At 64.6% G+C, this 19,768-nt stretch carries 17 protein-coding genes; 16 read left to right on the top strand and 1 reads right to left on the bottom strand.

From position 1 onward, the window contains the following. Window positions 1–65: 65 nt before the first annotated feature. The 7 genes from QFZ83_RS18615 to QFZ83_RS18585 all read left to right on the top strand — a co-directional run bounded on the left by QFZ83_RS18615 (window position 66) and on the right by QFZ83_RS18585 (window position 6,134). Entirely contained in the window at window positions 66–284 is a 219-nt protein-coding gene (locus QFZ83_RS18615) for a hypothetical protein (protein ID WP_307508880.1), read from the top strand. Between the two features lie 40 nt (window positions 285–324). Next, window positions 325–1,266: a helix-turn-helix domain-containing protein gene (locus QFZ83_RS18610; protein ID WP_307508878.1), complete on the top strand. Its 942-nt coding sequence runs from the start codon at window positions 325–327 to the stop codon at window positions 1,264–1,266. Beyond that, window positions 1,257–2,042: a hypothetical protein gene (locus tag QFZ83_RS18605; RefSeq protein ID WP_307508876.1), complete on the top strand. Its 786-nt coding sequence runs from the start codon at window positions 1,257–1,259 to the stop codon at window positions 2,040–2,042. Before QFZ83_RS18610 ends, QFZ83_RS18605 begins: the two co-directional genes overlap by 10 nt. Before the next feature lie 178 nt (window positions 2,043–2,220). Beyond that, window positions 2,221–2,754 carry a hypothetical protein gene (locus tag QFZ83_RS18600; RefSeq protein ID WP_307508872.1) on the top strand — a complete coding sequence of 178 codons (534 nt, stop codon included), beginning with the start codon at window positions 2,221–2,223 and terminating at the stop codon, window positions 2,752–2,754. Then, entirely contained in the window at window positions 2,751–4,886 is a 2,136-nt protein-coding gene (locus QFZ83_RS18595; RefSeq protein WP_307508869.1) for a phage terminase large subunit family protein, read from the top strand. The genes QFZ83_RS18600 and QFZ83_RS18595 overlap by 4 nt, the downstream gene beginning before the upstream one ends. Further along, window positions 4,880–5,182, top strand: coding sequence for a Mor transcription activator family protein (locus QFZ83_RS18590; RefSeq protein WP_307508867.1), 303 nt, complete (start codon window positions 4,880–4,882; stop codon window positions 5,180–5,182). The genes QFZ83_RS18595 and QFZ83_RS18590 overlap by 7 nt, the downstream gene beginning before the upstream one ends. Window positions 5,183–5,252: 70 nt before the next feature. Continuing rightward, window positions 5,253–6,134 carry a TIR domain-containing protein gene (locus QFZ83_RS18585; RefSeq protein ID WP_307508862.1) on the top strand — a complete coding sequence of 294 codons (882 nt, stop codon included), beginning with the start codon at window positions 5,253–5,255 and terminating at the stop codon, window positions 6,132–6,134. 113 nt (window positions 6,135–6,247) lie between these two features. Here QFZ83_RS18585 and QFZ83_RS18580 read toward each other — a convergent pair whose 3' ends face one another. Beyond that, window positions 6,248–7,198, bottom strand: coding sequence for a hypothetical protein (locus QFZ83_RS18580; RefSeq protein ID WP_307508860.1), 951 nt, complete (start codon window positions 7,196–7,198; stop codon window positions 6,248–6,250). Window positions 7,199–7,392: 194 nt separating this feature from the next. Between QFZ83_RS18580 and QFZ83_RS18575 the strand changes: the two genes are divergently transcribed. From QFZ83_RS18575 to QFZ83_RS18535, 9 genes are all read left to right on the top strand, one after another. Then, on the top strand, window positions 7,393–7,938 hold the full coding sequence (locus QFZ83_RS18575) for a hypothetical protein (protein WP_307508858.1): 546 nt from the start codon (window positions 7,393–7,395) through the stop codon (window positions 7,936–7,938). After that, complete coding sequence (locus QFZ83_RS18570) at window positions 7,935–9,479, top strand: phage portal protein (protein ID WP_307508856.1); 1,545 nt, start codon at window positions 7,935–7,937, stop codon at window positions 9,477–9,479. Before QFZ83_RS18575 ends, QFZ83_RS18570 begins: the two co-directional genes overlap by 4 nt. A gap of 50 nt (window positions 9,480–9,529) precedes the next feature. Continuing rightward, on the top strand, window positions 9,530–11,413 hold the full coding sequence (locus QFZ83_RS18565; RefSeq protein ID WP_307508853.1) for a phage major capsid protein: 1,884 nt from the start codon (window positions 9,530–9,532) through the stop codon (window positions 11,411–11,413). 16 nt (window positions 11,414–11,429) lie between these two features. Continuing rightward, window positions 11,430–11,714 (top strand): hypothetical protein, encoded by a 285-nt coding sequence (locus QFZ83_RS18560; RefSeq protein WP_307508850.1) that lies wholly within the window; start codon window positions 11,430–11,432, stop codon window positions 11,712–11,714. A 1-nt stretch (window position 11,715) separates the two neighbouring features. Then, window positions 11,716–12,123, top strand: coding sequence for a hypothetical protein (locus QFZ83_RS18555; protein WP_307508848.1), 408 nt, complete (start codon window positions 11,716–11,718; stop codon window positions 12,121–12,123). 20 nt (window positions 12,124–12,143) lie between these two features. Beyond that, window positions 12,144–12,932 carry a hypothetical protein gene (locus QFZ83_RS18550; protein ID WP_307508846.1) on the top strand — a complete coding sequence of 263 codons (789 nt, stop codon included), beginning with the start codon at window positions 12,144–12,146 and terminating at the stop codon, window positions 12,930–12,932. Window positions 12,933–13,045: 113 nt separating this feature from the next. Next, a complete protein-coding gene (locus QFZ83_RS18545; RefSeq protein WP_307508844.1) occupies window positions 13,046–15,769 on the top strand; it encodes a phage tail tape measure protein in 2,724 nt (907 codons plus the stop codon). Window positions 15,770–15,771: 2 nt separating this feature from the next. After that, window positions 15,772–16,167 (top strand): hypothetical protein, encoded by a 396-nt coding sequence (locus QFZ83_RS18540; protein ID WP_307508843.1) that lies wholly within the window; start codon window positions 15,772–15,774, stop codon window positions 16,165–16,167. Between the two features lie 3 nt (window positions 16,168–16,170). Then, complete coding sequence (locus QFZ83_RS18535; protein WP_307508841.1) at window positions 16,171–19,755, top strand: hypothetical protein; 3,585 nt, start codon at window positions 16,171–16,173, stop codon at window positions 19,753–19,755. The last annotated feature ends 13 nt before the right edge of the window (window positions 19,756–19,768 follow it).

The following is a 19,768-nucleotide window of genomic DNA, read 5'->3' as shown; positions in this document are numbered from 1 at the left end:
CCCATTCGGGTGAACAACCTATTGAGACATCACAGCTAGGCCACACCTGCAGCCTTGCCACGCCTGTGCACACCGAAGGTGATCCGCTGGACACGCTCGTGCGCCTGCAGATGGCGTATGCCGACTTCGTTCAGGCGCTCGGGGAGGCGCTGCTGCGCCGCGAGGGCGGGGTGTCTCGCAATCAGATGCGCAAGGCCGAGTACATGGCTGCCGAGGTGAATGCCAATGTGGGCCATTCGCTGGGCGTGCTGCGTGGGCTCATGCGGGAGGAGCCGAAGGCATGAGCGCAGCGGTTCGACCTGGGCGGGGAGGGCGCGCGACCCCATGAGCATCAAAGTCATGTCGATGGTCTTCGATCGCTATCCATCGGGCGGCATGGAGCGCTTGCTTGCGCTCGCGATGGCCGACCATGCCAGCGACGATGGCCGGCGCATCTGGCCCTCGGTGGATGAGCTGGCCCGCAAGACCATGCAGAGCCGCAGCAGCGTGCAGCGGCAGATCCGCCGGATGGTCGCCATTGGATGGTTGATTCAGGTCCGCTCCGCGACCGGGCGGCCGGGCATCACCAACGAGTACCGCATCTGTCCCGAATGGATCGAAGGCGGCGAAGTGCCAACACCAGAGAGGGGTGTCAATTTGACACCCCTCGACGATGAATCCCCAGCTGAAGTTATCCACACGGGTGTCAATCTGACACCCGTCCCGAGACCCGAGAGGGGTGTCACCACAGCCGCGAGGGGTGTCACCAGAGACGAGAGGGGTGTCACAGCTATGACACCCGAATCTTCAGAACCATCATTGAACCAATCCCCCCTACCCCCCGGCGGGGGGGCGAGCGGGTTCGATGAGCTTTTCTCGATCTACCCGAACCACGACAACCGGGCGAAGGCAGAACGCCGATACCGCCGGCTTGCGCCCAACGCCGCGCTGCAGCAGACGATGCGCACGGCCATCGAGGCCCAAAAGCTTGGCAAGAGGTGGACCAAGGACGATGGCGAGTTCGTGCCCGAGTTCGCGACTTGGCTTCGTAACGAGCGGTGGCGAGACGAGCCTCGTACAGCTGGCGCCCATGCCGGCATCAGCGCCGATGCCAGCGACGACGCGTGGCAAGAGACACGCAGCGGCATCGACGCGAAGGCGCGTGCCCTCGGCCTCACCGCTTGGGACGAAGCGGCCTTCTCGGTGGGCCGCGGCGAGAACTACATGGCGTTCACCGCACGGGTCAAGCGTGCCGCCGCGAAGGCAGGGGAGGCCGTATGCGCGTGACCGTGGGCTTCAATGGCAGCGGCCTTGCGAGCGTGCAGTCGCAGCTCGCCAAGCTGTCGGGCCAACAGGCCAAGCAGGCCTATGCCGATGGCTTGAGCGATGGTGGCTTCCGTGCGCGGCGGGAGTGGCAACGCGAGATGCGCGAGCAGTTTGACCGCCCAACCGCCTACATCCTCAAGAGCGTCTACGTGCGCAAGGCCACGCCCGAGCGGCTGAGCGTGGAGATCGAGCCGACCTACTTCGGCGGCAAGGGCGTGGACCCGCAGAAGATCCTGCAGGCGCAAGAGTTCGGCGGTGCGCGTCGAGACAAGCGCAGCGAGGTGGCATTGCGCCGCATTGGCATCCTGCCCGCCGGCTATCAGACGGCCATCCCAGCCACGCCATTCCCCGGCAGCGATGACGGGCGCGGCAACGTGCGCGGCGGCTTCCTCGTGCGCCTGCTCTCGTACTTCCAGGCGATGGGAGAGCAGGGCTACAGGGCCAACATGACGGACAAGCGCAAGGCCCGTCTGCACAAGGGCACCAAGGACCGCGAGGGCGTGCGCTTCCTCATTGCATACGGTCGCCTTCGCAGTGGCCCGACACAGCACCTCGCACCGGGCATCTGGGCCGCGACAGGGCAAGACGGCTTCATCGTGCGGCCCGTGCTGATGTTCGTGCGCGATGGCAGCTACGAGTCGCGCATCAGTCGCGAGCGCGTGGCAGAGCGTGCCGACCTTGAACCCTACATCGAGCGGCGCATCCGCTACCGCATCCGAAAGATGGTGGGCGAATGACCAGAGCCATCGCCATGTCGCCCATCGAGGCCGGCCCCACAGCGCACCACCTCGGGGCAAGGCCCGCGCCCAAGGGCACGGGTCCTTCCGCAGAGGTGGTCGTTACGGGTAATTCGAACCCCGACTTCGGACTGTTCGGCGGTATCGCTAAGGGGGTTAAGTGAAGGCCATCGAATCAATGCGGCAGGCGATTTCGCAAGCCGAGTTCGGCGCGTGGGTCGGCATCAGCGAAGCGCGCGTGAGCCAGCTCATGGCCGAGGGCGTGCTCACGCGCGGCGAGACCGGCCACGAATGGTTGATTGCCTACTGCGAACGGATGCGCGACATCGCCGCCGGCCGTGCGTCGTCGGAGACGGGTGGCCTCGACCTCGTGCAAGAGCGCGCGGCGCTGGCGCGCGAGCAGCGTCTCGGGATCGCGATCAAGAATGCCGTCGCCCGCGGCGAGTACGCGCCGATCACGCTCCTAGCCGAAGTGCTCGCGACCGCGAGCCAAGCCGTCTCCGAGCGCTTCGAGCAACTGCCCGGCCTGATGCGCAAGGTGTGCCCCGAGCTGCCCGACACCGCGCGCGACAAGCTGATGTCGGCCTTCGCCGATGCGCGCAACCAGTGGGTGCGCTTGACCAGTCGCCTTGTCGCCAAGGCCATCCTGCAAGTCGAGGGCGATGGCGACGATGACCATGGCGACGAAGAAGAAGAGGACGTGTCGGAATGAGCTTGGCGCCCACCGAAACGCAACGCGCCATCGTCCAGGCGGTGAGGTTGGGCCTCGTGCCGCTCAAGATGGAGCGACCGCAGCCGCTGAGCACCTGGTCCGAAGACAACTTCTACCTTTCGCCCGAGGCCAGCCACACGCAGGGCGAATGGAAGGCCTACCCGTTCCAGAAGGGCTGGATGGATGCCTTCAGCAATGACGACATCGAAGAGGTGACCGTGCGCAAGGCCAAGCGCGTCGGCTACACCAAGACGCTGCTTGCCTTCATCGCCTACAACGCAGCGCACCGCCGGCGCAAGCAGGCGCTGTGGATGCCGACCGACGACGACCGCGACAGCTTCGTGAAGTCGGAGATCGAGCCGATGCTGCGCGACGTGGACGCCTTGAAGGCGGTCATCGTGCCGGGCAAGGAAGACACAATGAAGCTCAAGAGCTTCTTTGGGTCCGTGCTGCATCTGCTCGGCGGCAAGGCCGCGCGCGCCTACCGCCGCATCACGGTGGCCGTCGCGGTGCTCGACGAAGCTTCGGCCTTCGATCAGAAGATCGAGAAGTCCTCCGACCCGATCACGCTCGCACGCGGCCGGCTCGAAGGCGCACCGTTCCCGAAGCTGGTCGCCGGCAGCACCGTGCGTATCAAGGACTTCGACCACATCGAGACGCGCGAGAAGAACGCCGATGCGCGCATGCGCTATCACATCGTCTGCCCGCACTGCGATGCCGAGCACCCGCTCATCTGGGGCAGCAAGAAGGTGCGGCACGGCTTCAAGTGGGACGGCCATGACTACAACACGGTGCGGCATGTATGCCCGCACTGCCATGAGTCGATCACGCAAGCCGACTACCTGCGCATCTGGGACACCCGGGCGATGTGGGTTAGCGAGTGCGGCCGGTATCGCTACGACCACGATCTGCACGTCTGGACCGATGCGCAAGGCGTCGTCATCCGGGCGCCGCGGCATGTGGCCTTCGTCGAGATGTGGAGCGGCTACAGCCCGCAACGCGCATGGTCCGACATCGTGCGGGAATTCCTCGAAGCCACGATCAAGGCGAAGGCGGGGGACTCGGCGCCGCTCGAAGGCTTCGTGAACGAGACCCTTGCGCAGTACTGGGAGGCCGTGGTCGAGCGCGCCGACGAGCACGCGCTCTCGCGCCGGGCCGAGGGCTACCGCCGCTTCACGGTGCCGTATGGCGGCCTCGTGCTGGTCACAGGCGTGGACGTGCAAGACAACCGCTTCGAGCTGGTGACCTGGGCGATTGGGCGCGGCGAGGAGATGTGGTGCATCGATTACAGCGTGATCTACGCGAACCCGGCCGACGAGCGCGATTGGTCGCACCTCGATGCCTATCGCAAGACGATCTTCCAGCACGAGAGCGGGCAGGCGATGAAGATCGAAGCGATGGCCGTGGACACCGGCGGGCACTTCACGCACCAGGCCTACAACTACTGCCGGCAGCGCGAACGCGAACGGGTCTTCGCGGTACGCGGCGACCCGCAGCCGTCGAAGATGGTCAAGAGCAAGGCCACGGTTCAAGACGTGAACTGGGGCGGGAAGATCATCAAGCGCGGCGTTCGCCTTTGGTATGTGGGCACCGACACGGCGAAGGATCTGATGTACGGGCGCTTGTGCGTCGAGAAGAGGGGCGCCGGGTTCGTCCACTTCAGCAAGGATCTGCCGCCCGAGTTCTATACGCAGCTGACCTCCGAGGCTCGCGTGCCGCAGCGTGTGGCTGGCGGCGAGGCCTATCGGTGGATGAAGTCGCCGGGTGCGCGCAATGAAGCGTTGGACTGCACCGTCTACGCGATCTTCTGCACGCACATGCTCGGGCTGCACCTGTACACCGGAAAGATGTGGGAGCGGTTGGAGTCCATCGTGCAGCCGCCGAACGGGGATCTGTTTCGCGTGGAACAAACCGAAGAGGTTCCACCGGTTGATGTTCCACGCGAAACGCAATCGGTTGAGCCGCCCTCCGCGCAAGCAGACACCAAGCCGAGCGTCGCGCCGACGAGCCCACCGCTACCTCCCGCACCGTCAACACCCGCACCGCCTCCGGTCGCGCCCACGAAGCCGGCCCCGCTGCGCCGAACCGTTCAACGTCCCTCCCGTCAATCCTTCTCCGCTAGATCATGGTGAACATCACGAACCAAAACGACATCGTTCTCGACATCCTCGGGCGAGTGCAGGAGGCGCTTGCCGAAGCCAAAGGCGAGCTGACGCCCGAGCTTGTGAAGGGGGTAGAGGCCGGCATCCGGGCGGACTGGGGTGGTGACCGCGTGTTCATCGCGAAGCGGCGCGGGGAGGGGCATGGCAATCGGAACAGCCGCATCTTTCGGGACTACCTGGCTGGGGAGCGGGTGAAACTGCTTTCGCGGCGCTACGAGCTTTCGGAGCGTCAGGTACTCCGCATCATCAAAGCGCCAGCAAAGTGAGGGTGATGAGAGGGCGGCTGCCCGCCGACCCCATCTAGCTGGTTCCGATGTGGTGGGTTACATTTTGTCCATGGAAAAGCCCGCAGTATTCATCGCGTCATCTGCCGAAGGCTTGGCCGTCGCTGATGCCATCAACGTGAACCTCGATCACGAAGTTCACTGCACGCTTTGGCGGAACAACACATTCAAGCTTGGGTCAGACGGGCTTGGTGACTTGATCAAGAAATCCTCCGCGGTCGATTTCGCAATCTTCGTGTTCACTCCTGACGACGTCGCAACAATCCGAAAAAAAGAAGAAGTCATAGCCCGAGACAATGTCGTCTTTGAGCTGGGACTTTTCATCGGCTCATTGGGAAGAGACCGGTGCTATGTAGTGAAGCCGCGGGGCGTTGAGATGCATCTTCCGTCTGATCTTGCCGGCGTCACAACAGCCGACTACGTGCCGAACAGGCCGGACGGAGACACAGCATCTGCACTAAATGCCGCGTGCAAGCAAATCAAGGACCGGATTGGAGAACTCGGTCAGCTTCCACGATCTGCAACGACGCAACCGCGAGCGGCCGGCTGGCATGTTCCAAACCCTCCCGACTACACGCTCAAGGAAGTAGATTTGCATTTCCTGGCTCAGTGCGTGCAGAGCCATGTTGCTTACCCAAGCGGGCTTTCTTATCGGTGGATCTCGCGCGAGCTGAAGGGGCAACCTGAATATCAAATATCCATCAGCGCAGTCAAGCTTATGCGATTGGGGCACATCGAAAAGACGGTTGAAGTCAGTGAAGACAATGACGAGTACTTCGCGTATCGCGCAACCGAGGATGGGCTTGATGCCTTCTTGAAGCACGAAGAAGAGTATGCGGCGATTCGCGCTCGCACGAGAGGTTATCCGTCCGCACCACCGAAGCCGAAATCGACCAGCGGCTTCGAAGACATGGACGATGACATACCGTTCTGAATCGGTTCGGTGTATCGCAAAACGGAACCTAGGCCGGCCTGATTGCACTAGCCACCATTGCGATGAGCAGGGCGTTCCTTCGGAGCCTACAGCCTGCGGTCATCCGCCGCGACTTAGAAACCGACGAACTTCTCAAAGCACGCATCGGCGGTGGCTTTGGCGAATGCTTCCACGTCATTCGCTAGTCGTTCCACATCTTCCTCAACGATATTGATGGGTAGGCCACCCATGTCGTTGCCGCTCCTATGGACGATGTGATGACGGATAGAAAGTGGCGATTCGAACACCTTGACGCTCGGGAGACGAACCTCAAGTCCAACTCGATACAGGGCCCCGACTTGCTCCCAACGATGCCAAACCATTGTCTGCAAATAGCCTTTCACTGTCTCTTTGATCTTGGCGTGCTCTACGAAGACGTTGCCTAGCTTCATCGGTTGGTCGCGAAACGCTGGATGCTTTTCTATACAACGGCGTAGTACGTCCTCTCGCTCCTCAATCCAGTGCTGAGCTGTTTCCCACAGGAAAGATTCGAGAACACCAATCAAAGCGCTGTACACGAGTTGGACAACTTGCTGCTTGGCCGTTGCATCTTTCTGCAACGACAGCGTCATCCGAAGTTCGCCGATTCGCGTTCGGAGACGCTGCAGAGGTCCGTGAGGGCTCCCGTGATCGAGGTCGTACCGCTCGTCGTAGTCATCGGGGGCATAGTGAATGACTGGTGCCCATTCGTCCCCGCCTTTTCGTGACAGTTCGTTTGCCAGCTCTTCAATCGTCTCACCATCAACGAGCTTACTGAATCGACCACTAAGCTCCCCAGATGGGTTGTACGGACCGCCGTGGATGTAAAGATACCCGCCCTCACGCCCGTTGTAGGGGGTTTCGTGTGCGGGATCGCAATATCTACCGAGAAACCATTCGCGCATCGCGATGAGCTGATCGTCTTTGCTCGCACCTTCTAGCCAGGAGTTTTCTGGATCGAAGGGGCCGTCGGCGTCAAAGACATTGCCCCATGCCTCAGGAGGCAAATTGCTTAGCTCGCTGTCTTCATAAATGTGTCCGCCCATGCCAGTCTCCGCCTAGTTGTTACGCGAAGCGTACTCGAAGCTCAAAGGACATCGGCGAACGGCGCGTCGTTCGCCTAGATCTCGGCGCATGTGCCCTCCCTTAAATCCTCTTTCCTGCGAGGTGACACGGCTAGCCTTGTTGATGTCAGCTACTGGCTTCGATAGTGCGGTCAACACTGACCAAAGGTCCGACCGTGGCTATCGACACATCCAACACCGAACCCATCTCCATCATTCCCGGCGATACCGTCAGATGGACGCGAACGCTTGCGGACTACCCGGCCTCGGCCGGCTGGGCGTTGAGCTACGAACTGCTCAACGCGATGCATCGCTACGAGATCGCCGCGACCGCTGACGGCAAGGCGTTTCGCGTCGTTGTCTCTGCGCAGACCACGCAGAGCTATTCACCCGGCTCCTACGACTGGAGAGCGCGCGTCACCAACGCCGATGAGGTCTACACGGTCGCCACCGGCCGGATGACGGTCGCGCCATCGTTCGGCGCCGCTGGCGATGTCCGTTCCCATGCACGAAGGGCGCTCGACGCGATCGAGGCGGTGCTCGAAGGCCGGGCCACCAGTGCAACAGCCGAATACGAAATCAACGGCCGCCGCCTGAAGTACATCCCCCTCAACGAGCTGCACGCGATGCGCACGAAGTACCAGCGGGAGGTTGCCGCGGAGGAGGGCAAGAGCGGCTCACGGGGCGTCTCGGGCCGCATCATGGTGAGGTTCGGCGCATGAAGGCCCCCGCATTCCTTCGCAGCCTCTTCCGCGGCAAGCCCATCACCAAGAAGACGCAGGTTCGCCGCTTCCAGGCCGCGCGCATCGACCGCCTGTCGGCCGACTGGATCGCCACCTATTCGAGCATCAACGAAGAGCTGCGCGGCGACCTCGACCGGCTGCGCGCGCGCGGGCGCGAGCTGCGCAACAACAACGACTATGCGCGCAAGTTCTGCGGCATGGTCGAAACCAACATGGTCGGTCCGGCCGGCTTCGTCATGCAGTCGCGCGTCGAGAACGCGCCCGGCAAGGCCGACAAGCTCGCGAACGATGCCATCGAAGCTGCCTTCGTGCGCTGGCAGGCCGTGTGCGATGTCACCGGCCGGCAGTCGCTGCGCGACATGTGCGAGACGTTGGTCGGAGGCCTGCCGAGTGATGGCGAGTTTCTGGTGCGCATGGTGCGCGGCCCCGATGCACGCAACGAATTCAACTTCGCGCTGCAGCTCATCGACGTGGACCGCATCGACACCACCTTCAACGGCGTCGAGCACTCGACGGGTAACACCGTCATCATGGGCGTCGAGGTGGATGCCTACCGCCGAACCGTCGCGGTCCACATTTTCGAAGCGCATCCGAACGATGGCCCGCGCACGTCGCGGCAACGGGTGCGCCTGGCGGCCGAAGACATCATCCACGGGTTCAAGGTCGAACGCGCCGAGCAGGTGCGTGGCATCCCGTGGATGGCACCGGGCATGTTGAGCCTGCACCACCTGGGCGGCTTCATGCTGGCTGCGGTGCTGGCCGCTGAGCACGGCGCGAATCACTTCGGCTTCTTCACGCAGAACCAGGACGCGGCACCGGGCACCTTGCCCATCGGCGAGCGCGACGACGGCGGCGACGCAATCACGACGAGTCAGCCCGGCATTTACGACACCTTGCCGCCTGGCTACGACTTCAAGCCGCACGAGAGCAAATACCCGAACGAGGTTTTCGGCCCCTTCGTGAAGACCGCGCTTCAGCGCGTGGCAAGCGGATGGCGCGTGTCGTACCACGCGCTTGCGAACGACCTAGAAGGCGTCAACTTCTCCAGCATCCGCAGCGGCACGCTCGACGAGCGCGACCGCTGGTCGTCGGATCAACAGTGGTTCATCGACATCCTGCTCAAGCGCGTGCGCGCCGAGTGGATGGTGATGTCCCTGCTGTCGAACGCGATCACGATGCCGAACGGGAGCCCACTGCCTGCAGCGAAGGTCGCGAAGTTCGGCGCGCACGACTGGCTCGGCCGCCGTTGGGAATGGGTGGACCCGCTCAAGGACATGAATGCGCGCATCGCCGGTGTGGGTGCGGGACTGGTGGCGCCGCAGGATCTGAGCGCTCAGATGGGCCGCGACTTCTACGACACCATGCTCAAGATCAAGGAAGCGCAAGACCTGGCGCAGCAGCTCGGCATCGTGCTGCCCGCCTATGCGGCGAAGGTCGCTGCGCCTGCGACGTCTGCTCCGAAGGGCCGGCCCGCAGAGGCCGATGCGCAAGACGAAGAGGAAGAAGAAACCGCGACATAGTGACATCGCGTGCCTTATGAATGTCAGTGCCGCGCAGTTGCAATAGCGGCATGACTTCAAGTCTTCCTCAAGTCCTTCGCCAGCACCTCCCCACCGGCCAACTCCAGCGCGCCTTCGTGGTGGAGCGTGCCTCCATCGACGAAGAGGCGCGCACCGTGAAGCTGGCCTTCGCGAGCGAAACCCCCGTCAATCGCGGCTGGTTCATCGAGGTGCTGGACCTCAGTCGCAAGTCCATGCGCACCGGCCGCCTCACTGCCGGCGCCAACCTCCTTTGCGACCACGACACACGCGATGTCGTCGCGGTCGTCGAGTCTGTGGAGATCGGTTCGGACAAGGTCGCCCGTGCCGTCGTGCGCTTCGGTCGAAGCGTGCGCGCAGAGGAAGTCTTCCGCGACGTGATCGATGGCATTCGCGTCAACGTGTCGGTGGGCTACATCGTCCACGAAGCCATTCTGGAAGGCACGAAGGACGGTGCCGACACCTACCGCGTGACCGACTGGGAGCCCTTCGAGCTGTCTCTGGTCAGCGTGCCGGCGGATGCGACTGTCGGCGTCGGCCGCAGTCTCCCCGCCGAGCTGCCGGCCCCGTCTTCCATTGCTTCCCTTCCTCCCCTCGCTTCCATTTCCCCAACCTCTACGGAGAACCGCGCCATGACGACGCCTGCAACCATTCCCGCCGCCAACCAGGCGCCCACCATCGAAGTTATTGCGCAGCGCAACCACGCCGCCGAGATCAGCCAGATCGCCGCGGCCATGCCCGGCGGTGCCGAGCTGGCGATGCGTTCCATCCAGGCCGGCCACACGGTCGAGCAATTCCAGGCCGAGGCGATTCGCGCGCTCGCTTCCAAGCCCGTGCCCACCGCCGACATCGGTCTGACCCAGAAGGAAACGCGCCGCTTCAGCATGGTGCGCGCCCTCAACGCGCTGGCGAACCCCGGCGACACCGCGGCACGCAGCGCGGCGGCCTTCGAATTCGAATGCTCCAGTGCGACCTCTACCAAGCTCGGCAAGGCCTCGCGCGGCATCATGATTCCGTTCGAAGTGCAGAAGCGCGACATGGTGGTCGGCACGCCATCGGCTGGCGGCAACCTCGTGGCCACCGACCTGATGTCGGGCGACTTCATCACCATCCTGCGCGATGCGATGGTGCTCAACACGCTGGGCGTGCGCTTCCTCTCGGGTCTGGTCGGCAACATCGCTATTCCGAAGCAAACCGGCTCCGGCAGCGCCTACTGGGTTGCCGAAGGCCAGCCGCCCACCGAAAGCGCTGCGGCCATCGGTCAGGTCGCGATGACACCGAAGACCGTCGGCGCATTCACCGACATCAGCCGCAAATTGTTGCTGCAGTCGAGCATCGACGTCGAGAGCTTCGTGTCGGCCGACCTGGCGATGGTGCTCGGCCTGGCGATCCAGCGTGCGGCCATCTCCGGCGGCAGCGTTGCGAATGAACCGCTCGGCATCCTTGCGAAGCTCGCAGCGAGCGTGATCGGCGGCGCCAACGGCGGCGCACCGACCTGGGACAGCGTGGTGGATCTGGAGACGGCCGTGTCGGTCGCCAATGCCGATGTGGGCACGCTGGCCTACCTCACCAACGCCAAGGTGCGCGGCAAGCTCAAGAAAACCTTCGTCGATGGTCCCGGCACCGGCGAGCGCGTGTGGCAGAAGGGCAGCGAGCCGCTGAACGGCTACCGCGCCGCCGTCACCAACGCCGTGCCGAGCAACATCACCAAGGGCACCGGCGAGGATCTGTCGGCACTCATCTTCGGCAACTTCGCCGACCTCGTGATCGGCATGTGGGGCGGCCTCGACCTGATGGTCGATCCGTACACGCACAGCACCACGGGCACGGTGCGCGTGACCGCGCTGCAAGACGTGGATGTCGGCGTGCGCAACGAAGAGAGCTTCGCCACGATGGAAGACGCGCAGACCGCGTGAACCGCGTAAATCCACCATGTTCGCCGAAGACCTGTCCGTTTTCTTCAGCGACTTCGCGGTGAACGCCTCGTTCACCGTCGAAGGCGTGCAGAAGACCGCGCGCGTCCTCTTCGATCACCCCTATGCGGCTCCATTCGGCGTGCAGGTCGATGCGGATGCGCCGGCGTGCCAAGGCGCGACGGCGGACCTCGCCGGCCTGCAGCGTGATGACGCGATCACCGTTGACGGGCGACCGTTCGAAGTGGTGCGCGCTGAGGCGGACGGCACTGGGATAACCAACCTCGTTCTGCGGAGCGTCTGACATGTTCCTGCTCGAAATCAACATCGTTGAGCGGCTGCGCGAGTCCTTGCCCGCTTGGGAAGTCCTGGGCTTCTCCACGGGCAAGGGCAATCGCGATGCCGCAGCGCTGGTGTCCGTCATGTTCGCCGCCGGCGCGCTGGCGGATGTGAAGGAAGGCGCTGTCGCGCTTGCACCTGGCTGGAGCGTCCTGCTGTCGGTCAAGCGAGGCCCGGCTGCGGCGGCACTGCTCGACACGGGAATCGCGAAAGTCGTCGAGCGGCTTCACAACTGGGTGCCGGGTGAGGCGGGCGGGCGCAAGTGGGGCGCGCTGAAGTTGGCGCGCTTCTCTCCGCCCGAGTTCGCAGATGGCGGGCTCATCGGCATCGAACTTCTCTTCTCCACGACGGGCCGTTACTTCGGCCAAGAGTGAAACCAATCAACGGAGCCACTATGGCAAACATCTACGAAAAGAGTCAATACATCATCCCGCGTGGTCGCGTCTTCTTCGACGTGCTCGACGCAGCCGACCAGCTCACGGGCGAGCGCCACCTCGGCAATTGCCCGACCGTCACGCTCAACATCGCGACGGAGAAGGCGCCGCACTACAGCGCCGAATCCGGGCCGGGCGTCAAGGACGCGAATCGTGTCGTGCGCATCGACCGCACCGGCAAGATCACCTGCGACAACATGAGTGTGGACAACCGCGCGATGTTCATCTCGGGCGAAAAATCCACCGTGGCGCAGGCGACCGGCGCAGTGGCCGCGGAAGAGATCACCGTGATTCCCGGCCTCTTCTATCAGTTGGGCCGCACCGATGCGAACCCTGCGGGCGCGCGCAAGGTCACGCAGGTGGTGGTCACGCCCGACGCCGGCGGCGAGCCCTACGTGCTGGGCGAGGACTACACCGTAGACGCCGCGCTCGGCCGTCTGCAGATCCTCGCCGGCGGCGGCATCGAAGCCGGAAAGATCAAGGTCGCCTATTCGAAGCCGGCCACGACCTGGCTGCGCATCAAGTCCGGCGAAAAGATCGATCTGCGCGGCGCGCTGCGTGTTCTTTCGAACGTGGCCGAAGGCGAGCAGAGCGATACCTATTGCCCCCTCGTGACGCTGGCGCCCACCGGCGATATGTCGCTCATCACCAGCGATGACGCCTATGTGCAGATGGAGTTCGACATCGAGGTGCTGACGCCGCCGAACGGCGCCGCGATCTTCGTCGATGGCCGGCCGCTGGAGGTCTAACCCCCGCACCTCGCTGCCGCTCTCGCTGAGCGGCGGCGACGCCTGGCGCTTCCCTTGAGGCGCCAACCGTCGCCGTACCGGTTCCCGTTCGCCACTCTCTCAAAGGTTCCCAATTGGGCTTCAAGCCGATCCAGATCGTTATCAATGCCAAGGATGATGCGTCCAAGGTGTTCGACAAGCTGCAGTCGCGCCTTGCCGCGTTTGTGGCCGTCGTGCTCGGCTATTTCGGCATTCAGGCATTCGCCGGCTGGATCAAGGGCGGTGCGGACTTCGAGCAGGCGCTGTCCCGCGTGCAGGCCGCCACTGGCGCGACCGCATCCGAGATGCGTGCGCTGCGCAAGGCGGCGCAGGAAGCTGCGGCCGATGCGCGTTACGGCTTCACTGAGCTAGAGGCCGCTGGCGCGCTGGAGAATCTGGCAAAAGCCGGCCTCGGTGTGCGGGATGCCATCGCCACGCTGCCCGCCGCGATGCAGCTTGCGCGCGCCGGCGACATCGAACTCGCAACTTCGGCCGAGTTCCTGACGAAGATCGTCAACGGATTGGGCCTCGCCTTCACGGACTCGGGCCTTGTGGCCGACGTGCTCGCGAAGGGTGCGAACGCCACGAACACCAGTGTTACTGGGCTGGCGCAGGCGCTGAGCTATGCGGCGCCTCTCGCGAACACGCTCGGGCTGGGTCTCGAAAGCACGGTCGCCATCATCGGCAAGTTCGCCGACGCCGGTATCGATGCGAGCCGCGCCGGCACGGCGTTGAACAGCATCCTCGCGCAGTTCTCGGACCCGGCCAGCAAGTTCCGCACGGAGTTGGCCGCGGCCGGTATCACGACTGGCAACTTCGAGAAGATGCTGCACGAACTGGCCGCGGCCGGACCGGCGGGGCAGCGTGCCATTGCGGCCGTGGGGCAGGAAGCCGGGCCGGCGTTGCGCGCGCTGCTGAATCAGGGTGTCGACAAACTCGACGAGCTGAAGAAGGCGCTGCAGGGCGCGACGGGCAGCGCTGCCGAGACGGCTGCCGTCATGCAGGCGAACCTCAATGGCGCGCTCAACGGGCTGCGCACCGCGTGGGATTCGACGGTCAACGCGCTGACGACGCCCATCCTGCCGGTGCTGAAAGAGGGCGTTGAGCAACTGTCCGGCGCGCTGCGTGCTGCGGTCGCCGATGGGACAGTAGGCCGCTTCGGGGCCTCGCTTGCCTCGGCCTTTCAGAACGGCATCAAGTGGGTGCAGGCGTTCGTCGCGAGCGTCGATGTGCCTGCGCTGGTGGCGAAGGCGCAGGCACTGGCCGACCGTGTGGGCGCGCTGCTCGACAGCTTCGGGCGGAAAGCGCAGACCACGGGCAGCATCGTGCAGACGGTGTGGGGCGTCATGTCGGCCGGCGCGAACATGGTCATCGCGGCCATCTTCAAGATCGCCGAGGCCATGGCGAACGTGGTCAGTGCGGTGCAGTCCGGGCTCGCCACCATCATTTCCGGCCTCGCGAAGATCACGTTCGGCGACCTCTCGGCAGCGTTCAAGGCGGCGGCCGAAGAGGTGCGCATTTCGGCCGAGGCAACCGGTGCGGTGGCGGATGCGTTCGGTGAGAAGGCCGGTGAGGCTTTCGACCGTGCAGCCGAGGGCGCCGAGCAGGCGCGCGCCGGATGGGCGGGCTTGACCGACAGCGCCGCGGAGACGACGGCGGCGGCCACCAGCAGCGCCGCGGCGTTCACCAACATGGCGGCCGAAATGAAGGCGGCCGGCGACAGTGCGCAGGAAGCCGGCCAGAAGGCCGCCAGCGCGGCCGAAACGCAGCGGGCAAAGGCAGAGGAGGTCCGGGAGTCGGTCAAGCGCCTGCACGCCGAATACGACCAAGCCATTGCGACCGGAAATCTTGAGCTGGCGGTGCAGAAGCTCGACGAGCTGAAGAGGGCCAATCTCGCCGCGGCCGATGCGGCAGTGACCAACAAGCGGGCGCAGGCCGAAGCTGCCGCCGAGTTGGCCGCGGCCTTCACGCGTGCCGGCATCGAGACGAAGGAACAGCTTGAGACCACGGCGAAGACCGCGCTGCGCGATTTCGAGCTGATTCGCGACAGCGGGCAGGCCACAGCCATCGGCCTGGGCGAAGCGTGGAAGCGCGCGGCAGAGGCCGCCATCGCTGCCGGCAACGGCGTAGCCCCTGGCTGGGTGGAGGCGCAGGCCGCGATGCGCGGCTTCGAGGTCGTGCTCGACAGCGCGGGCCGCTCGACCCTCAAGCTGCGCGATGCGCAGAACGATGCAATGCAGTCGGCCCATGGTCTGGCCGGCGCGCTGCGCGAGGTCACGAACGCACGCGAGCGCGACATCGAAACGCGCGAGAAGGCCAACGCGCTCAAAGAGCGCGAAAACGCGCTCGAAAACAAGCGCCTCGGCCGCGACTCGAAAGGTTTCTCGACCGACAAGGACGGAAAGACCGTCAACGCCGGCAGCGAGCTGGGCACCTTGACCGGCATTGCGGCGTTTCTGAAGGCTGCGGGCGTCGCCGACGAGAAGAGGGCGCGGGCCATCGCAATGGAGTTCGCAGACGCCAAGGGCGACATCCCGTATTTCAACAATCCCGGACAGAGGAAGTACGGCGGAGATGGCGGCACGCTGAGTCAAGCGCTGCTGAAGGCGGCCGAGAAGGAAACGTTCTTCGGCAAGGGACAGACGCCGACCACGATCCCGCAGCCGGAATCGAATCGCACCGTGAACCTGCACCTGAATCTCAACGGTCGGGACTATGGAACGGTCAGCACCAATGCGGCCGGTGCCGACGCCATCGAGGCGCTGCTCGCGCAGCTCGGCGCCGCAGCCGGCACGGCTTCCAACCGGCCGAGCCGATAGACATGGCCACTTCAAAGTTTCACACGCTCGCCGGCCTGCAGATTCCGCGCGGCATGGTCTGGTCCGACGAATTCGGATGGAGCCGCGTCGAGAAAAGTCTCGAGTACTCCGTCACCGGCGCGGCGTTGATCGACGCCGGCGTGCGCCTGGCCGGCCGGCCAATCACCTTGCAGGGCGAGGTCGAGGCCGGATGGATTCAGCGCGGTGCGCTCACCGCATTGCAGGACTTGGCCGAAGCCGATGCCATCGGCGTGCACGCGCTCGTGCTGGCCGATGGGCGTGCTTTCACCGTGCAGTTTGCGCCCGGCCTGGCTGTCGAGGGCAAGCCCTTGGCGCGGCCCGAGCTGCCGGTCGCTAGCTATCCCTACATCGCCACCGTGCGGCTCATCACTGTCTGACCTATGCCTATCCTCGAATCCGACATCAAGCTCGTTGAAACCCAAGTGATGGACGACACCGCCAATGGCGGCGGCGCGCCGACTTCCAAGGTCATCGAAGACGGCAAGAGCAACAGCATCTTCAAGGACATCAGCGAGCCGGACCGTGCCATCGGTGCGGTGTCAATCATGAAGGTGGCCGCGGTCATCCAGACGATGAACACCGATACCGCGCTCGGCGGTACGGTCATCATCTCGCGCCCTCCGGCCGACCCGAACGTGAGCTTCACGCTCTTTCATACGGGCGATTTCTTCGACCGCCGCGCGAGCATCCAGAACCGTATCGAGGCCTACACCGCGCCCGGCGAAGAGTTCGCCGGTTTCCTGCTGAGCAACCATGTGCAGGGGCAGCGATCGATTCAGATCTTCCAGCGACCCGGCGCCACGCCGCCCGTGGTCAACGGGACGCTGCAGATCAGCGGCGGCGGCAACACCGACTATGTGCGCATCACAGACCTAGCCGTCGAATCACGCACGTACAGCTACAGCACCGGAGGCGGTGCCTTCGTGGACTATCAGGCGCAGGTATGTGTCTGCGACATCGAAAGCGGCCTGAAGCACGATTACACCGGCACGGCCGCGAACCGTCTCTTCGAGCGCAATGCTGCGTCGGCGGCGATCAATCGCATGATCGTGGCGGATGCCGCCCGCTTCTACGGGATCGCGACGCTGACGGCCAATGTCGGATTCGGCGCCCTGTCCGCGACGGTGGATCGCATCGACAGCCAGCTCGTGCCGAGTTCGCAGACTGAAATCCCGATCATCGACACCAGCGCGGCAGGCTCGGCGACGGCGCTTGTGCCGTCCGGCACCGGCAGCGTCACGCTGGCAACAAGCGCCGCCTTCGGGCCTGGCGCCGTGATCCTGCTCGGCAATCCTGCGTATCCGGGCGGCATCTCGATTGCTACCTCGGCCGGCACGCTGACGGACGACGGCGGTAGCCTGAAGCTGGGCGCGCTGACGGTCGCGACGGTCAACTACGCCAGCGGCTCGATCACGTTCGCGACCGATGCGCCAGTCATCAGCGGAAGCAAAACGATCAGCTTCCGGCCCGCCGGCGCACCGCTGGAGCTGGCCGACTCCGCATCCATCGCCGTGAGCGCGGAAAACCGGCGCATCAACTACCCGCTGACCATCCTTCCGGCGCCTGCACCTGGCGCGATGCGCGTCAGCTACCGCGCCGGCGGCAATTGGTACGAGCTGGCGGACGACGGTTCGGGTCGTCTGCGCGGCGCTGATTCCAGCATCGGCAGCGGCACCGTGGACTATGTGACCGGCACGGTTTCGCCCACACTCGGGGCGCTGCCCGATGTCGGTAGCGAGGTCATTTATCAGTGGGCGCCGAAGGTCAACTACAAGGACCGCAGCGGCACGCTGGCGGGGGCGCCTTCCATCATCCTGGCACTGGACAACGAAGCGGCGCAGGCGGGCACTGTGTCGGTGGACTGGAACGACGGCGCTGCGCGCCACGCGACCGACAACGGATCGGGCGCGCTCACGGGCGATGCCACCGGTCCGGTGTCCTATGCGAGCAGCACGCTCACGGTGAAGCCGAACGCTCTCCCGGCGTCGGCGGTGCCGTTCACGGTCGGCTACAGCCACGGCGACCCCTCGGTGAAGTCGTTCCCCGCGCCTGCGCGAAACGTCGATGGCTCGGTGACGTTGAACCTCGGCGCGACCGGCATCGCGCCCCGGTCGGTTGCCATCGACTGGAACCTCGTTCTTCTTTCCACCGGTGGCGTGCCGCCCGATCAATGGGTGCCGCAGAATTTCGCGGCGACGAAGACGGTGACCCACGACGGCGCCGGCACGCTGCGCGACGGGCTGGGCGTGGCCTTCGGGACCATCGTCTACAGCACCGGCGTGGCGACCCTCATCCCCGAGACGGTCAGCACGGTGGCGGTGCCGCAATGGGCCGTGAATCAGCTCGGTGTGCTCGGCACCGTGATGTCACCCAATCTGCCGGGCGCCTGGCGCAACACGCTCACGGGCTACAGCTATGTGGCGCTTGACGCGACGCTTCCGGTGGACTCGACGGCGCTCGTGACTGCGCGCTTCCGCGTGGCCGGCGCCGGCACGACGAAGACTCAGGTCTTCAATCAGCCGAAGCTCTCCATCGACTTGCTGCCGCTCTACAGCGAGATGGGCATTCCTGGCAGTGTCAATTTTTCGCTCGGCGGGAAGACGTACTTCGACCGTGCGGGCGCGCTCTATACGGACCTCGACCCGGCCACCGGCGCAGCCACGCTGGCGGGCACCTACGACTATGCAACGAACATCGCGTCGCTCACGACCTGGCCGGCGTCTGCATCGAGCGATGTAATCGTGCGGAGCTTGTTGACCACGCTCGACGGTCAGCCGGTGGAGTACGTCGTCTTTCGCACGCCGGTGGCGCCGATTGCGACCGGCTCCCTGCAGTTGCTCGCAACCAAGCTCAACGGCGGCACGATCAACGTGACGGCCGATGCAAGCGGCTTCTTCAACGCAACGAACGTGCATGGCACCTTCGACTATTCCAACGGTGTGGGGAAGGTCCGGTTCGGCGACTGGGTGAGCGCGGCCGGCAACGAGAGCGAACCGTGGTACTTGCCCGATGCAGTGGGCAGTGACGGCAAGATCTGGAAGCCGGTCCCGGTGTTCGCCAACACCATTCGCTACAACGCGGTGGGGCTTTCCATCCTGCCGCTCGATGCGTCGCTTCTCGGCATCGACCCGGTGCGCCTGCCACCGAATGGTCGCGTGCCGATCTTCAACAAAGGCGGCCTCGTGGTGCTGGGCAATGCCAAGCTGACGCCGGCAGCGGTCGTCTCCAACGGGCAGACCATCGACACCGGGCGCGAGCGCCTCGCGCGCGTGAAGCTGATTGGCAGCGACGGCAAGACCATTGAAGGCGGGTACACGCACAACCTCGATGCGGGCACTGTGACATTCACGGACGTGGATGGCTACGTGCAGCCGGTCAGGATCGAACACCGCATCGAAGACATGGTGGCGTTGATCGATGTCGGCATCAACGGCAATCTCGTCTTTAACCGCCGCATCACGCACGACTACTCGGCCGGCGATAGCTACGTGAGCAGTTGCCTGCGCATGGGCAACCTCAAGGCGCAGGTGTCCGCGCTCTTCGATCAGCAGACGTGGCTCGGCCGCTGGCTGGACGACGTAGACGGTGCCGCGGCCGATGCGACCTACAACGACCGCGACTATCCGTTGATCGTCACGAATGCGGGCACGGTCACGGAGCGTTGGCGTCTGCAGTTCATCAACAGCACGACCTACAACGTCATCGGCGAACACCTGGGCCAGATCGTGACGGGGCAATCCATCAACGAGGACTGCTCGCCGTTCAACGCTGCTGCAGGTGCTCCCTATTTCACGATTCGCAGCGCCGGCTTCGGCGGCGGCTGGAGCAACGGCAATGTGCTGCGCCACAACACAGTCGCCGCGACCTTCCCCTTCGACCCCATTCGCACGGTGCAGGCCGGACCTGAAACCGTGCTCGACGACAGCGCCGAAATCTCCGTGCGCATCGGCGTTGACCGTCCCTGATTCAAGAAAGCGA

The organism is Variovorax sp. W1I1 (assembly GCF_030815625.1).
Taxonomy (GTDB): domain Bacteria; phylum Pseudomonadota; class Gammaproteobacteria; order Burkholderiales; family Burkholderiaceae_C; genus Variovorax; species Variovorax paradoxus_C.
The sequence above is the reverse complement of the archived record's forward strand: the minus strand, read 5'-3'. Positions and strand labels throughout refer to the sequence as shown.

Coding starts and splice junctions, on each gene's coding strand:
- QFZ83_RS18585 (WP_307508862.1), top strand. CDS start 5,253: ATGGAAAAGCCCGCAGTATTCATCGCGTCATCTGCCGAAGGCTTGGCC.
- QFZ83_RS18590 (WP_307508867.1), top strand. CDS start 4,880: ATGGTGAACATCACGAACCAAAACGACATCGTTCTCGACATCCTCGGG.
- QFZ83_RS18600 (WP_307508872.1), top strand. CDS start 2,221: ATGCGGCAGGCGATTTCGCAAGCCGAGTTCGGCGCGTGGGTCGGCATC.
- QFZ83_RS18610 (WP_307508878.1), top strand. CDS start 325: ATGAGCATCAAAGTCATGTCGATGGTCTTCGATCGCTATCCATCGGGC.
- QFZ83_RS18560 (WP_307508850.1), top strand. CDS start 11,430: ATGTTCGCCGAAGACCTGTCCGTTTTCTTCAGCGACTTCGCGGTGAAC.
- QFZ83_RS18565 (WP_307508853.1), top strand. CDS start 9,530: ATGACTTCAAGTCTTCCTCAAGTCCTTCGCCAGCACCTCCCCACCGGC.
- QFZ83_RS18595 (WP_307508869.1), top strand. CDS start 2,751: ATGAGCTTGGCGCCCACCGAAACGCAACGCGCCATCGTCCAGGCGGTG.
- QFZ83_RS18540 (WP_307508843.1), top strand. CDS start 15,772: ATGGCCACTTCAAAGTTTCACACGCTCGCCGGCCTGCAGATTCCGCGC.
- QFZ83_RS18580 (WP_307508860.1), bottom strand. CDS start 7,198: ATGGGCGGACACATTTATGAAGACAGCGAGCTAAGCAATTTGCCTCCT.
- QFZ83_RS18605 (WP_307508876.1), top strand. CDS start 1,257: ATGCGCGTGACCGTGGGCTTCAATGGCAGCGGCCTTGCGAGCGTGCAG.
- QFZ83_RS18535 (WP_307508841.1), top strand. CDS start 16,171: ATGCCTATCCTCGAATCCGACATCAAGCTCGTTGAAACCCAAGTGATG.
- QFZ83_RS18570 (WP_307508856.1), top strand. CDS start 7,935: ATGAAGGCCCCCGCATTCCTTCGCAGCCTCTTCCGCGGCAAGCCCATC.
- QFZ83_RS18555 (WP_307508848.1), top strand. CDS start 11,716: ATGTTCCTGCTCGAAATCAACATCGTTGAGCGGCTGCGCGAGTCCTTG.
- QFZ83_RS18550 (WP_307508846.1), top strand. CDS start 12,144: ATGGCAAACATCTACGAAAAGAGTCAATACATCATCCCGCGTGGTCGC.